Annotated in this window: 13 protein-coding genes; 4 read left to right on the top strand and 9 right to left on the bottom strand. The window is 59.0% G+C overall.

Features of this window, described 5'->3' with window-relative positions:
* Positions 1-15: 15 nt before the first annotated feature.
* From yacG to AB5Y83_RS05880, 9 genes are all read right to left on the bottom strand, one after another.
* Positions 16-210 carry a DNA gyrase inhibitor YacG gene (yacG, locus tag AB5Y83_RS05920; protein ID WP_005336142.1) on the bottom strand — a complete coding sequence of 65 codons (195 nt, stop codon included), beginning with the start codon at positions 208-210 and terminating at the stop codon, positions 16-18.
* A gap of 9 nt (positions 211-219) precedes the next feature.
* Positions 220-942, bottom strand: a complete 723-nt coding sequence (gene zapD / locus AB5Y83_RS05915) for a cell division protein ZapD (RefSeq protein WP_005336141.1) — start codon at positions 940-942, stop codon at positions 220-222.
* A 43-nt stretch (positions 943-985) separates the two neighbouring features.
* Positions 986-1594 carry a dephospho-CoA kinase gene (gene coaE / locus AB5Y83_RS05910; protein WP_368174847.1) on the bottom strand — a complete coding sequence of 203 codons (609 nt, stop codon included), beginning with the start codon at positions 1592-1594 and terminating at the stop codon, positions 986-988.
* A gap of 13 nt (positions 1595-1607) precedes the next feature.
* On the bottom strand, positions 1608-2480 hold the full coding sequence (locus AB5Y83_RS05905; RefSeq protein ID WP_368174846.1) for an A24 family peptidase: 873 nt from the start codon (positions 2478-2480) through the stop codon (positions 1608-1610).
* Between the two features lie 61 nt (positions 2481-2541).
* The gene (locus AB5Y83_RS05900) at positions 2542-3783 is read right to left on the bottom strand and encodes a type II secretion system F family protein (protein WP_111806478.1); all 1242 of its coding nucleotides are present in this window, start codon (positions 3781-3783) and stop codon (positions 2542-2544) included.
* A 234-nt stretch (positions 3784-4017) separates the two neighbouring features.
* Complete coding sequence (gene tapB / locus AB5Y83_RS05895; protein ID WP_139463613.1) at positions 4018-5724, bottom strand: PilB family type IVa pilus assembly ATPase TapB; 1707 nt, start codon at positions 5722-5724, stop codon at positions 4018-4020.
* Positions 5725-5727: 3 nt separating this feature from the next.
* Positions 5728-6108 (bottom strand): prepilin-type N-terminal cleavage/methylation domain-containing protein, encoded by a 381-nt coding sequence (locus AB5Y83_RS05890; protein WP_193860550.1) that lies wholly within the window; start codon positions 6106-6108, stop codon positions 5728-5730.
* A gap of 327 nt (positions 6109-6435) precedes the next feature.
* Positions 6436-7299 carry a carboxylating nicotinate-nucleotide diphosphorylase gene (gene nadC / locus AB5Y83_RS05885; protein ID WP_368174845.1) on the bottom strand — a complete coding sequence of 288 codons (864 nt, stop codon included), beginning with the start codon at positions 7297-7299 and terminating at the stop codon, positions 6436-6438.
* Between the two features lie 3 nt (positions 7300-7302).
* Positions 7303-7773 carry a TIGR02281 family clan AA aspartic protease gene (locus tag AB5Y83_RS05880; RefSeq protein ID WP_040068932.1) on the bottom strand — a complete coding sequence of 157 codons (471 nt, stop codon included), beginning with the start codon at positions 7771-7773 and terminating at the stop codon, positions 7303-7305.
* Positions 7774-7903: 130 nt separating this feature from the next.
* Between AB5Y83_RS05880 and ampD the strand changes: the two genes are divergently transcribed.
* The 4 genes from ampD (at position 7904) to aceF (ending at position 14283) form a co-directional block, all read left to right on the top strand.
* Positions 7904-8479 carry a 1,6-anhydro-N-acetylmuramyl-L-alanine amidase AmpD gene (gene ampD, locus AB5Y83_RS05875; protein WP_058057550.1) on the top strand — a complete coding sequence of 192 codons (576 nt, stop codon included), beginning with the start codon at positions 7904-7906 and terminating at the stop codon, positions 8477-8479.
* Positions 8480-8757: 278 nt separating this feature from the next.
* Positions 8758-9522, top strand: coding sequence for a pyruvate dehydrogenase complex transcriptional repressor PdhR (pdhR, locus tag AB5Y83_RS05870; RefSeq protein ID WP_005336127.1), 765 nt, complete (start codon positions 8758-8760; stop codon positions 9520-9522).
* A gap of 79 nt (positions 9523-9601) precedes the next feature.
* A complete protein-coding gene (gene aceE / locus AB5Y83_RS05865; protein WP_040068936.1) occupies positions 9602-12262 on the top strand; it encodes a pyruvate dehydrogenase (acetyl-transferring), homodimeric type in 2661 nt (886 codons plus the stop codon).
* 119 nt (positions 12263-12381) lie between these two features.
* Complete coding sequence (gene aceF, locus AB5Y83_RS05860; protein WP_110304009.1) at positions 12382-14283, top strand: pyruvate dehydrogenase complex dihydrolipoyllysine-residue acetyltransferase; 1902 nt, start codon at positions 12382-12384, stop codon at positions 14281-14283.
* Positions 14284-14378 lie beyond the last annotated feature (95 nt).

The following is a 14378-nucleotide window of genomic DNA, read 5'->3' as shown; positions in this document are numbered from 1 at the left end:
TGAGAGATCTGAGGCTTATAGCCACTGATCGCCCTCTTCCGGCTCCGGCAGCAGATCCGGGTTGATCTCCCCCGGGATCCGCTTCTCTTCATCAGCCCATTCGCCGAGATCGATCAGCTGGCAGCGCTTGCTGCAGAAGGGGCGGAACGGACTCTGCGGGCCCCATTCCACTTCGCTCTGACAGGTCGGACACTTTACCTTGGTGACCATAAGCCCTCCTTAGCAGCAGGCGAGCTGGAACGGCACGTCGCCAATCGGCTGTTCTGCTGTAGGCAGAAAGCGCAGGGCGAAGCGGTTCTTGTGGCCGCTCAGGGTCGGGTAGCAGAACAGATTGCCCGGCAGCTTGATGCGGATCAGCTCGGCGCTCTCGGCGGTGTCCTGGAAGAAACCGTTGCTGGCAACCTGTTCACTGAAGCTGCCTGATTCGCGCCACAGGCGCAGCAGCAGGGTGATGGCATTCATCAGCAGGTTAATGTCGCTCAGCCAGCCTTGCATCTGCTGGTGACGGGTGATGGCCGGGGTACCGAGCCAGTGGTGCAGCTGCGGCACATCGAAGGCACACAGACCACCCGGGATGGAGAAGCGCTGGCGGATGGAGCCGAGCAGACGATCCTCTTTCAGGCGGGCACCCGGGCGTGGCGAGTTGAGCAGGTTGCGGGAGAGCTGGCTGCTCTCTTGCTGCATCAGTTTGATCTGCTCCAGATCGACATCGGGCAGGCTGGCCCAGTGACTCAGACGCTGGCCGAGACGCTCCAGATCCTTGATGAGGTCGGCGCGCAGGTCACCACGCTCCAGCAACTCCTGCAGATCGAACAGCCCTTTGAAGAAGGCGATATGTGCCCAGGATTGTTCACTCTCCAGATTGTCGCGGATCTGGGAAAACAGGGACTCCAGACGAAGATAGGTCCGGCTTTTTTCATTGAGGGGGAAATCGTAAATCATGCCTAATCCTGGCCAGCCATAAACCGGCCTAGTGTACTCACACTTAGCGGGCTTGTTGAGAGGCAATTGCCAGATATGTCTCGTGCAGCGCCAAAATCCGCGTTTTAATCGCCATTTCGCTACCATTGTGGTTTTCGATGACATCATCCGCCGCAGCGAGACGTTCCGACCGGCTCGCCTGAGCGGCGATGATGGCTCGGGCCTGCTCGGCCGATACACCATCCCGGCGGCAGGTGCGCTCAACCTGGGTGGCTTCGTCTACATCGATCACCAGCACCCGGTTGGCGAGGCCGGTGAGTTTGTTCTCCACCAGCAGTGGCACCACCAGCAGGCAGTAAGGTGAACTGGCTGCGGCACACTGGCGCAGCATTTCGCTGCGAATCAGCGGGTGGAGCAGGGCATTGAGCCACCCCTTGGCCTGCGGGTCGCTGAAGACCCGGTCGCGCAGGGCGCGACGGTCGAGTTGACCGTTCGAATCAATCACATTCGGGCCAAAATGGTCGGCGATGGCGGCAAGGGCCGGGGTGCCCGGCTCGACCACTTCGCGGGCGATCACATCGGCATCCACCACCTCGATACCCAGCGCGGCAAACTGATTGGCGATAGTGGTCTTGCCGCTGCCGATACCACCTGTGATAGCAACTACATACATGGGGGCCTCTTGCTCAAAGCAGGGTAGAGAGATACCAGCGGGTGATGGTATCGCCCCACAGCAGGGCGATCCAGCCCGCGATGGCGAGGTAGGGGCCGAAGGGAATGGGCTTGCCCTGATGGTGTTTGTGCAAGGCGATCAGACTGATGCCGATCACGGCGCCGACCAGGGATGAGAGCAGCAGAATTATGGGCAGCGCCTGCCAGCCGAGCCATGCGCCCAGCGCCGCCAGCAGCTTGAAGTCGCCATAGCCCATCCCCTCCTTGCCGGTTAGCAGCTTGAAAGCCCAGTAGAGGCTCCAGAGCACCAGATAGCCCGCCATGGCGCCGCTCACTGCATCAGCCAAGGGGACGAAGCCACTTGCCAGATTGAACAGCAGCCCGCCCCACAGCAGTGGCAGGGTGAGCTGGTCGGGCAGCAACATCTTGTCGAGATCGATGAAGGTAAGGGCGACCAGCACCCAGGTCAGCAATAGGGCGGCCAGCGTCCCCCAGCCCGGTGTTATGACCATGGCAACGGCCACCGAGAGCAGGGCTGTCAGCAGCTCTACCAGCGGATAGCGGGCCGAGATGGGGGCCTGGCAGTCGCGGCAACGCCCTTTGAGCCAGAGCCAGCTCAGCAGCGGGATGTTCTCCAGCGCAGTGATGGCGTGACCACAGTGAGGGCATGCGGAGCGCGGCACCATCAGGTTGTAGCGCTCTGGCGCAGTGGCCTCCTTATCGGGGGAAAAGTAGCCGCGATACTCGGCCTGCCACTCCCGCTCCAACATAATGGGCAAGCGGTGGATGACCACGTTAAGGAAGCTGCCGATCATCAGGGAGAAAAGAAAAACCAGCGAAAAGTAGAGCCAGGGCAAGCTGTCAGCCAGCTCGAGAAGAAGTGTCATAACCAACCGTCAGTCATAAAATGAGGGGGAGGGCATGGTTGTGGAGCCATGCCCTGATAAATCAGCCTACCACGTCGCCCAGCTTGAAGATGGGCAGGTACATGGCAATAACCATACCGCCGACCAGCACCCCGAGCACCACCATGATGAGGGGTTCCAGCAGGCTGGTGAGGCCATCAACCAAGTCATCCACCTCCTGTTCGAAGATGGTGGCGACCTTGGAGAGCATATCATCGATGGCGCCGGACTCCTCACCGATCATCACCATCTGGATCACCATGTCGGGGAAGAGATCGACGGTGCGCATCGCCACGTTGATCTGCATACCGGCCACCACCTCGTTGCGGATCGCCATGACCGCGGTGCGATAGACATAGTTACCCGATGCCCCAGCCGCCGAAATCAGCGCATCTACCAGCGGGATACCGGCGGAGAAGGTGGTCGACAGGGTGCGGGCAAAGCGGGCCATCGCCGCCTTGTGCAGGATCATCCCGACCACCGGAATGGTGAGGACGAACTTGTCGGTATTGTCTTTCACCTTCTGGGAGGCCCGCCAGGCCCGCACGTAAAGGAAGATGCCAAGGGCCGTGCCACCAAAGAAGACATACCACCAGTTCTGCATAAAGCGCGAGATGCCGATAACAAACTGGGTGAACACCGGCAACTCGGCACCAAAGCTCTTGAAGATATCCTCGAACTGCGGAATGACGAACAGCAGCAGGATGGAGGTGACCACGATGGCGACCAGAATGACCATGGTGGGGTAGAACATCGCCTTCTTGATCTTCGATTTGAGCGCTTCCGACTTTTCCCGATAGGTGGCGATACGGTCGTAGATGGTCTCCAGCGCACCGGATTGCTCACCGGCTTCCACAAGATCGCAATAGAGATCATCAAAGTAGAGGGGATGGCGGCGCAGCGCCTCCGACATGGGGGTGCCAGTCTCCACATCGGCGGCAATCTGCCCCATCAGCTCGCGCATCGAGGCTTTCTCGTGGCTGCGGGCGATGATCTGCAGGCTCTGCACCAGCGGTACACCGGCGGAGAGCATGGTAGTTATTTGGCGTGAGACGATGGCGATATCCATCGGTTTGATCTTGGCACCGCCCTTGGAGAAGAGCCCCTGGGATTTCTTGGCTACCTTGGTGACGTTGACCCCCTGTTTACGCAGTTCGGCCTTGACGGTGTTGATGCTGTCGGCCTGCAGCTCGCCGGAGACCTTCTGCCCCTTGCGGTTTACCCCGTGCCAGCGGAAGGCGAAGACTTTCTTGGGGGCATTGTTCTTTTTCGTTAGGGTTGCCATCTTTGCATCCTGCAATGGGGTTGGTTGTCAGAGCCGGGCTCTGCACGTTACCAACCTGGTCAAGGTGTCCGACTGGCTTGATGCCGGCGGGGTACTGATAGGGGGGCCTTCTTGGCGCCAGCCCGGTCACTTTAATGCCTGATTATTCTGTCATTCTGGCTGTCATCCATTCCGTGTTCGTGAACGCCGAATTCGCTCTGCCAACCAAACCGGCGGGTCGTTCCGTCATACGGATCAGTTGGTGGTGACCCTGTTGACCTCGGCCAGACTGGTGACCCCGAGCCGGGCCTTCTCCAGTCCCGAGGTGCGCAGGGTGCGCATACCCTCCTTCTGCGCGATAGCGGCGATTTGCAGGGAGTTGGCCCCTTGCATGATCAATTTGGCGATGTTCTCCGACATCAGCATGATTTCGTAGATGCCGACCCGCCCCTTGTAGCCGCCGGAACACTCCTTGCAGCCGACCGGTTTGAACAGTCGCAGCCCGGCCGCCAGTTGCTGCGGCGTAAAGCCCAGCTCCAGCAGTTCTGCTTCCGGCACCACTTCCGGTGCCTTGCAGTGGTCGCACAGTTTACGGGCCAGCCGCTGGGCCATGATCAGGGTCACCGAGGAGGCGATGTTAAAGGCCGGAACCCCCATGTTCATCATCCGGGTCAGGGTCTCGGCGGCGGAGTTTGTGTGCAGGGTGGATAGCACCAGGTGACCAGTCTGGGCCGCCTTGATAGCGATTTCGGCGGTTTCGAGATCGCGAATTTCCCCCACCATCACCACATCCGGATCTTGCCGCAAGAAGGAGCGCAGGGCGCTGGCGAAGGTGAGCCCCGCCTTGGGGTTGACCTGCACCTGGTTGACGCCGGGCAGGTTGATCTCCACCGGGTCTTCTGCGGTGGAGATATTCACCTCGGTGGTGTTGAGAATATTGAGGCCGGTATAGAGCGAGACCGTTTTGCCCGAGCCGGTGGGGCCGGTCACCAGGATCATCCCTTGTGGCTTGGAGAGGGCGCGCAGGTACTGCGCCTTCTGCCGATCATCAAAGCCGAGTTGCTCGATATTGAGGCGTGCCGCCGAGGAGTCGAGCAGACGGATCACGATCTTCTCCCCCCACATGGTGGGCAAGGTATTGACCCGCATATCCATCGACTTGTTGCGCGACAGCTTCAGCTTGATGCGGCCATCCTGTGGCAGCCGCCGCTCGGCGATATCGAGTCGCGCCATGACTTTTAGGCGTGCTGAGAAGCGGTTGGAGAGATTGACCGGCGGTGTGGCGATCTCGTGCAGAATGCCATCGATGCGAAAGCGCACCCGATACTTGAACTCGTAAGGCTCGAAGTGCAGGTCGGAGGCGCCGCGCTTGATGGCATCCATCAGAATCTTGTTGATGTACTTGACGATGGGGGCATCGTCATCGGCGGTATTGACGCTCTCGTCCAGCCGGCTGTTATCATCGGAGACCTCGAGATCCGAAATCTCGGACTCGTCGATATCCTCCATGCCGAGGGCGTCATTTTCGCTCTCCAGCAGCTTGCCGATGGCGGCGGTGAGCTTGTTCTCCTCCACCAGCAGCGCCTCGGTATGAAGACCGAAGCTGAAGCCAAAGTCCTCCAACGCCGAGACATTGGTCGGATCCGACATGGCGATATAGAGGGTGTGGCCCTGGGTGTAGATGGGCAGGACGTGGTGTTTCTCAATCAGCTTCTGATTGAGGTATTTCTGCGGGATCTCGGCCAAGTCGAAGGCGGCAAGATCCAGCAGAGGTACCCCATACTCCAGCTCGCAAAAGTCGGCGAGCGCCTTGCTGTCGAGGATCTCGTTCTCTATCAGAAATGTCACAAAGGGTTTGCGCTGGGCCTTGGCCTGGCTCAGATAGCGCTGGGAGTCCTCTTCACTGATCAGTGAAGAGGCGGCCAAGCTTAACGCCAGGCCGCTATTAGGGCTAGATGTCATAAATTAGGAGCAATTTGCCCCAGAGATGGAACCCCACGAAACTTTGCCGTTATTAGCGTCTCTAGTGCCAGAAAGAGAACAGACCATGTTGTTGAGAGCTGCGGTGCCGGTTCCTGTCACTGTGGCTGTCCCTGCGCTGGTAATTGAGCCAGCTACACTCGTTACGTATGTTGAAGCCGCACCCGACGCGTTGCATGGAAGAGTACTTGTTTGAGAGCATATTTCCAGCTCTGTTTTAACCTGTCCCATTGCAGTGGTTAATTCGGTGGCCTTCGCTTTTAGGGTGTAACTCTGATAAGCCGGCAGCGCTACCGCCGCCAGAATGGCCACGATCGCGACCACGATCATCAGTTCGATAAGGGTAAAACCCGATTGTTTCTTCATTTCGCTGTTCATGGAAAATATCCTTTTATCCTTGGTTCCTGGGAAGTGTCGGTGGAAAATCATCCGCACGTCAGTATCTTATCCGAGCTGTGAGGGGTGGCAACAGAGATTGCCGCCTTTGTTAACCACTTTTCTATGATTTACCAAAAACATGATATAAATCATAAAATAAGAGGCTTCTAACGACTCTTTTTTATGAGGCGAAGCGGGTCCGTCATTACACTCCTTTGCTGAGGGATCCTGCATAAAGAAAAGGCGCCCATGGCGCCTTTTGCAAGTTGTTTATCCGGTTAGGTCGAGTATTTGCTCAGGCCTGAGGGGTGAATCTCACTGCTGGATAAAGCGCATGGAGAGATCGAGCGCCCGCACATGCTTGGTGAGCGCCCCGACCGAGATAAAATCGACGCCGGTGGCCGCAAACTCGGCCAGAGTGTCGAGGGTGACATTGCCCGAGACTTCGAGCTTGGCGCGGCCCTGATTGATGGCGACCGCTTCCCGCATCATGGTCACGTCGAAGTTGTCCAGCATCACGATATCGGCCTTTGCCGCCAGCGCCTGTTCCAGCTCAGCCAGCGTTTCGACTTCTACCTCTACCGGTTTGCCCGGATTGAGATGACGAGCCTCGCTAATTGCCTCGACAATGCCGCCACAGGCGAGGATATGGTTCTCTTTGATGAGGTAAGCGTCGTAGAGGCCGATGCGGTGGTTCTTGCCACCGCCGCAGGTGACCGCGTACTTCTGGGCGGTGCGCAGCCCGGGGATGGTCTTGCGGGTGTCGAGCAGACGGCAGTCGGTGCCCTCCAGCTCTGCCACATAGCGGGCGGTGAGGGTGGCGACGCCGGATAGGGTCTGGACAAAGTTCAGCGCATTGCGCTCGCCGGTCAGCAGCAGGCGGGCAGGGCCGTGGAGGCGGAAAAGCTCCTGATTGGGGGAGAGCACTTCCCCATCCTGCACCTTCCACTCCACCTTCACCTCGCTGCCGAGTTGTACGAACACCTCGTCGACCCAGGGCTGGCCGCAGAATACTCCTGCTTCACGGGTGATCACCCGAGCAGTGGCCATCCGATCGGCCGGGATCAGCTGGGCGGTGATATCGGCGCTGGTGTCCGGTTGGTCCAGTGTGGTGAGGGCATCGCCCAGATCTTCGAGTAGTGCGGCGCGCACGGCGCGGCTGACATCCTGTTGAAACATGCCTTATTCCTGCAAGGGTCTGAGCAGCAGTTGCCGCTCCTTTTGAACCAGCTCCAGCCGACCGAGGGCGTTCATGCCAACCAGCACTTCGTCACCGTCTGCCGCCGGATTGATAAAGATGGCCAGATCGTACAAGGTCAATGGCCCCATCGCCAGCGTTTCGATGGTGCCGTTGCCGACCCGGATCTGCCCCGCGGCGGTATTGACCTGGCTGCTGCCATGAGCGGTCAGGCCGAGCCGCTCTGCAACCTGCTGCGGGATGGTGATACGGGTGGCGCCGGTATCGAGCAGCAGTTGCACCGGCTGGCCGTTGATGGCACCCTCCAGACGATAGTGGCCGCTCTGGTCGGCCCGCAGCAACAGCTCGCCGCTGGCGGTGACGCTTGGTTGGTTGCGGGAGTGAAAATAGAGGGTCAGCAGGCCCATCAAAGAGAGCCAGGCCAGTAACCACATCCAGCGTGCCGTGTGCTGCATACCCCATCCATATCGAGCGGAAGATGACTCAGCCTAACATACCATTTCCCTTTGATTCAGTGAGTTGGTGTCGGGTTGCCTATCAGGTATCTTCGTTGTCTCGCCATTTATCAGCCAACTCGAGTAGCCGATGACTCAACTCGCTTCGCAACCTTGTTTCTCTATCGATGCCGCTGGCTGGTGCCAGCAGGCGCGCCGGGTGCCTTCTCCCCATCACAACGAACGGGCCGTGCCGGACGATATCTCCCTGCTGGTGGTGCATGGCATCAGCCTGCCGCCGGGGGAGTTTGGCGGTCCCTTTATCGACGATCTCTTTATGGGACGACTCGACCCTGAGGCTCACCCCTATTTTGCCGGTATCCATCAGCTGCGAGTCTCGGCTCATTGCCTGATCCGCCGTGATGGCGAGCTGGTGCAGTATGTGCCGTTTGGCGCGCGCGCCTGGCATGCAGGTATCTCGAGCTGGCAGGGGAGGGAGGCATGCAATGACTTCTCCATCGGCATCGAGCTGGAAGGGACTGACGAAACCCCCTATACCGAGGCTCAATACCGGGCATTGGCAGGGCTCACTCGAGCTATCTCGGAGCGCTATCCGGCGATTACCCACGAAAAAATTGTCGGCCATTGCGATATCGCACCAGGGCGCAAGACGGATCCCGGTGCCAGTTTCCAGTGGGATTACTACCGTCAGTTACTAAACAGCTAAAGTAAATATTCAAATTTAGTTTGGATTTTAAAATCAATGGCTTGCCTATCTGGCAGGCCATTTTTGTCTCTGGTTGCGCAAATGTTATTTGTGAGCGCGGTCAAGAATATTGGTCAGACCATTTTCTATGAGCTAAATCATGTTTCACCTGCTTTACCTCTTAAGTGGTGGGGCCGATTCTTGACTCAGATCATCTTTTGAGTGGACTTTTCAAAAGGCCTCTGCTAATTTTCGCCCCATCCATAAAATTGGTAATACCAATTTAACAAAGTAGCCTCATGCCCTATCGCAAGATTACGCAACCCAAGTTGGCCGACTCCATTGTCGCCGAGCTGGAACAGATGATTCTGGAAGGCAGCCTGCAACCGGGGCAAAAATTGCCTCCCGAGCGGGAACTCGCCATCCAGTTTCAGGTATCGCGCCCCTCCTTGCGCGAAGCCATCCAGCGACTGGAAGCGCGCGGATTGCTTTATCGCCGTCAGGGCGGCGGCACTTATGTGCAGAATGCCCTGAGCAAGGGGATCGCCGATCCTCTGTTCGAACTGCTCAGTACCCACCCGGAAGCCCAGTATGACCTGCTGGAGTTTCGCCACGCGCTGGAAGGCATCTGTGCCTACTACGCGGCCTTGCGGGGAACCGGGTCTGATTTCGAGCGCATTCGTCAGGTGCAAACCACCATCGAAGAGGCGGGCCAGCTGGGCTCGCTGGTGGCCGAGTCGGCAGCCGTGACCCAGTTCTATCTGGCGGTGGCCGAGGCGTCCCACAACGTGGTGCTGCTGCACCTGCTGCGGGCCATGAGCCCGATGCTCGAACAGAACATTCTGCAGAATAACGAGATTTTGAATCGCCGCCCGGGAGTGGTAGCCAAGATACGTCGCCATCGCGCGAATCTGATCGAGGCTATTCTTTCGGGGGCTCCGGAGCGGGCCAGAACAGCTTGTCATGAGCATCTGGCCTTTATCGAGGACACCTTGTTGGATATGCAGAGGGAAGACAGCCGGATCCAGCGATCCATGCGTCGGATCCGTCAGCAGGAAAACTAATCCCACAAGGCTCTATTGTCGAATGCTTGCGCCCTTCGCCGTGCAATGCCGTGCAATCACAACAACATAGGAACCAGCCATGTCTGATATCCTGAAGAACGATGTGGACCCGATAGAAACGCTGGAGTGGCTTGCCTCTCTGGAATCCCTGCTGCGTGAAGAGGGTCCGCAACGCGCTCAGTTCATCCTTGAACAGTTGGCCGAGAAAGCCCGCGTAAGCGGTGTGGACGTGGCTGCCAAGGCAAATCGCGATTACATCAACACCATCCCGTCCAGCGACGAGCCGGACTACCCGGGTGACCTGGAGATGGAACGCCGCATTCGCGCCATCATCCGCTGGAACGCCATGATGATCGTGCTGCGCGCGTCCAAGAAAGACCTGGACCTGGGTGGTCACATGTCTTCCTTCGCTTCTTCTGCGACCATCTATGATGTCTGCTTCAACCACTTCTTCCGTGCTCGCAACGAGAAGGATGGTGGCGATCTGGTTTACTTCCAGGGTCACATCTCCCCGGGCATCTATGCTCGCGCCTTTGCTGAAGGTCGTCTGACCGAAGAGCAGCTGGACAACTTCCGTCAGGAAGTGGACGGCAAGGGTATCCCTTCCTATCCGCACCCGAAACTGATGCCGGACTTCTGGCAGTTCCCGACCGTCTCCATGGGTCTGGGCCCCATCGCCGCCATCTATCAGGCTCGCTTCCTGAAGTACCTGACCGACCGTGGCATCAAGGATTGCTCCGAGCAGACCGTTTACGCCTTCCTGGGTGACGGCGAGATGGACGAGCCGGAAGCCAAGGGGGCCCTGACTGTTGCCGTGCGTGAAAAGCTCGACAACCTGGTGTTCGTGGTTAACTGCAACCTGCAGCGTCTGGATGGTCCGGTTGTCGGTAACGGCAAGGTCATCAACGAGCTGGAAGGCCTGTTCGCTGGCGCCGGTTGGGACGTGACCAAGGTTATCTGGGGTCGCAAGTGGGATGAGCTGCTGAAGAAAGACACTTCCGGCAAGCTGATCCAGCTGATGAACGAGACCGTGGACGGTGACTACCAGACCATGAAGTCCCGCGACGGTGGCTACATCCGCGAGCACTTCTTCAACCGTTATCCGGAAACTGCCGCGCTGGTCAAAGACATGACCGACGAGGAGATCTTCGCCCTGAACCGCGGTGGTCACGATCCTCGCAAACTGTTCGCCGCATTCAACAAGGCGACCCAGACCAAGGGCAAGCCGACCGTTATTCTGGCCAAGACCATCAAGGGTTACGGCATGGGTGAAGCGGCCGAAGGCAAGAATATCGCTCACCAGGTCAAGAAGATGGAGCTGGACTCCGTGCGTCACCTGCGTGACCGCTTCAACCTGCCGGTGGCCGACGAGCAGCTGGCCGATCTGCCGTACCTGAAGATTGAAGCCGGTTCTGCCGAGCACAAATATCTGCACGACCGTCGCACTGCCCTGAAAGGCTATGTGCCGACCCGTCTGCGCGAAAGCACCACCAAGCTGGAAATTCCGGCACTGGATGCCTTCGGCCCGCTGCTGGGTGAGCAGGCGCGCGAAATCTCCACCACCATGGCGTTCGTGCGTTCCCTGAACGTGATGCTGAAAGACAAGTCCATCGGCAAGCGCATCGTTCCGATCCTGGCTGACGAAGCCCGTACCTTCGGTATGGAAGGTCTGTTCCGCCAGATCGGTATCTACAGCCCGCACGGTCAGCAGTACACCCCGCAAGACCGCGACATCGTCTCCTACTACAAGGAAGACAAGCAGGGTCAGGTTCTGCAAGACGGTATCAACGAGCTGGGCGCCATGTCCTCCTGGCTGGCAGCTGCGACCTCTTACAGCACCAACGACTGCCCAATGATCCCGTTCTACATCTACTACTCCATGTTCGGCTTCCAGCGGATCGGCGACATGGCGTGGGCAGCCGGTGACCAGCAAGCCCGTGGCTTCCTGCTGGGTGCGACCTCCGGTCGTACTACCCTGAACGGCGAAGGTTTGCAGCACGAAGATGGTCACAGCCACATCCTGGCGAACACCATCCCGAACTGCATCTCCTACGACCCGTCCTACGCCTATGAAGTGGCGGTGATCGTACAGGACGGCCTGCGCCGCATGTACGGTGAGAACCCGGAGAACGTGTTCTACTACATCACCACCCTGAACGAGAACTACGCCATGCCGGCCATGCCGGAAGGCGCCGAGGAAGGGATCCGCAAGGGTATCTACAAGCTGGAATCCGTCGCCGGCGCCAAGGCGAAAGTTCAGCTGCTGGGTTGTGGTTCCATCCTGGGTCACGTGCGCAAGGCTGCCCAAATCCTGGCCAGCGAGTATGGCATCGGTTCCGATGTGTTCAGCGTCACCTCCTTCAACGAGCTGGCTCGTGACGGTCAGGACGCGGATCGCTGGAACATGCTGCACCCGACCTCTGAAGCGCGTGTTCCCTACATCGCTCAGGTACTGGGTTCCGAAGCCACCATCGCTGCGACCGACTACATGAAGTCCTTCGCCGATCAGGTTCGTGCCTTCGTTCCGACCGAGAACTACCGCGTGCTGGGTACCGACGGTTACGGCCGTTCCGACAGTCGTGCCAACCTGCGTCGTCACTTCGAAGTGAACGAGTTCTACGTGGTGGTTGCTGCTCTGACCGAACTGGCCAAGCGCGGCGAGGTAGACAAGCAGGTTGTGGCCGACGCCATCGCCAAGTACGGCATCGATGCCGACAAGGTCAACCCGCTGTACGCGTAAGTGGATCAAGGGTCGCGCCGTCATGCGGCGCGACCTTGCCAGGATTTAAAACGGTTAACGCGAGATGTGCGTGGCGGCATCAGCCAGCCACGCGGATCGACGCAAGAGGATAAAGCACAATGTCCAAACAGATTATGGTGCCGGATATCGGCGCCGATGAGGTTGAAGTCACCGAGATCATGGTGGCCGTGGGTGACAAGGTCGAGCTGGACCAGTCCATCATCGCGGTAGAAGGCGACAAGGCCTCCATGGAAGTACCGGCCCCGTCTGCCGGTATCGTTAAAGAGATCCTGATCAAGGTGGGCGACAAGGTTGCCACCGGCTCCCAGATCATGATCTTCGAAGCCGAAGGCGCTGCCGCCCCTGCTGAAGTGGCTGCACCGGTTGCTGCTGCTCCGGCCGCCGCACCTGCCACCGCACCTGCCGCTGCCGTGCGCAAAGATGTGCACGTACCGGACATCGGTGATGACGAAGTGGACGTGACTGAAATCATGGTTGCTGTGGGCGACATGGTTGAAGCCGACCAATCCATCATCGCCGTGGAAGGTGACAAGGCCTCCATGGAAGTGCCGGCTCCGTTCGCAGGTCGCGTGGTCGAGATCAAGGTTGCCGCTGGCGCCAAGGTCTCTACCGGTTCTCTGGTGATGGTATTTGAAGTGGCTGGCGCTGCGCCTGCTGCCGTTGCTGCTCCGGCTCAAGCTGCCGCGCCCGTGGCTGCTGCCCCGGTTGCCGCCGCTGCCAAAGAGGTCAACGTACCGGATATCGGTGGCGACGAAGTGGAAGTCACCGAGATCATGGTTGCGGTGGGTGACAAGGTTGAAGCCGACCAGTCCCTGATCGCCGTGGAAGGTGACAAGGCCTCCATGGAAGTGCCTGCGCCGTTCGCCGGTGTGGTCAAAGAGATCAAGGTGAAGGCGGGTGACAAGGTCTCCACCGGTTCCCTGATCATGGTATTCGAAGTGGCTGGCGCTGCTCCTGCTGCCGCGCCGGTTGCTCAAGCTGCCGCTCCGGTCGCTGCAGCCCCTGTTGCCGCTGCTCCGGCTCCGGTTGCCCAGGCTGCTGCCGCTGCGACCGATTTTGTTGCCAACGACGCCTACGTGCACGCTTCTCCGGCGGTACGCCGTCTGGCGCGCGAGTTTGGCGTCAACCTGGCCAAGGTGAAAGCCTCCGGTCGCAAGGGCCGTATCGTCAAAGAAGACGTGCAAGCCTACGTGAAGGATGCCATCAAGCGTGCCGAGTCCGCTCCTGCCTCTGCCGGCGTAGCCGGTGGCAACGGTCTGGGCGTACTGCCGTGGCCGAAGGTAGACTTCAGCAAGTTCGGTGATGTGGAAGAGGTCGAGCTGACCCGCATCCAGAAGATCTCCGGTCCGAACCTGCACCGCAACTGGGTCATGATCCCTCATGTCACCCAGTTCGACGAAGCCGATACCACCGAGCTGGAAGCGTTCCGCAAAGAGCAGAACGCGATGCTCGAGAAGCAGAAGGCAGACGTGAAGATCACCCCGCTGGTGTTCATCCTGAAAGCCGCCGCCAAGGCGCTGGAAGCTCACCCGCGCTTCTGCAGCTCCCTGTCCGAAGATGGCAGCAAGCTGATCATGAAGAAGTACATCCACATCGGTGTGGCGGTAGATACCCCCAACGGTCTGGTTGTGCCCGTGGTGCGCGATGTTAACAAGAAGGGCATCATGGAGCTGTCTCGCGATCTGGCCGAGATCTCCAAGAAGGCCCGTGCCGGCAAGCTGACCGCTGCCGACATGCAGGGCGGTTGCTTCACCATCTCCAGCTTGGGTGGCATCGGCGGTACCAGCTTTACCCCGATCGTCAACGCGCCGGAAGTGGCCATCCTCGGTGTTTCCAAGTCCGAGATGAAGCCGAAGTGGAACGGTAAAGAGTTCGCGCCGCGCCTGATGCTGCCGCTGGCTCTGAGCTACGACCACCGCGTGATCGATGGTGCCGATGGGGCTCGCTTCATCACCACCATGAACGGCGTGCTGTCCGACATTCGTCGACTGGTCCTGTAAGTGAGAGGGCGGGCCCAGAGCCTGCCCTTTTTACTTCTCATTTCATTAACATGATCGTAAACTTGCCCCGTTTTTTTCACGGCTGCAGCCACCCG

Origin of the sequence: Aeromonas sp. R5-4 (genome assembly GCF_040908215.1) — a bacterium.
Lineage (GTDB): Bacteria > Pseudomonadota > Gammaproteobacteria > Enterobacterales > Aeromonadaceae > Aeromonas > Aeromonas veronii.
The sequence above is the reverse complement of the archived record's forward strand: the minus strand, read 5'-3'. Positions and strand labels throughout refer to the sequence as shown.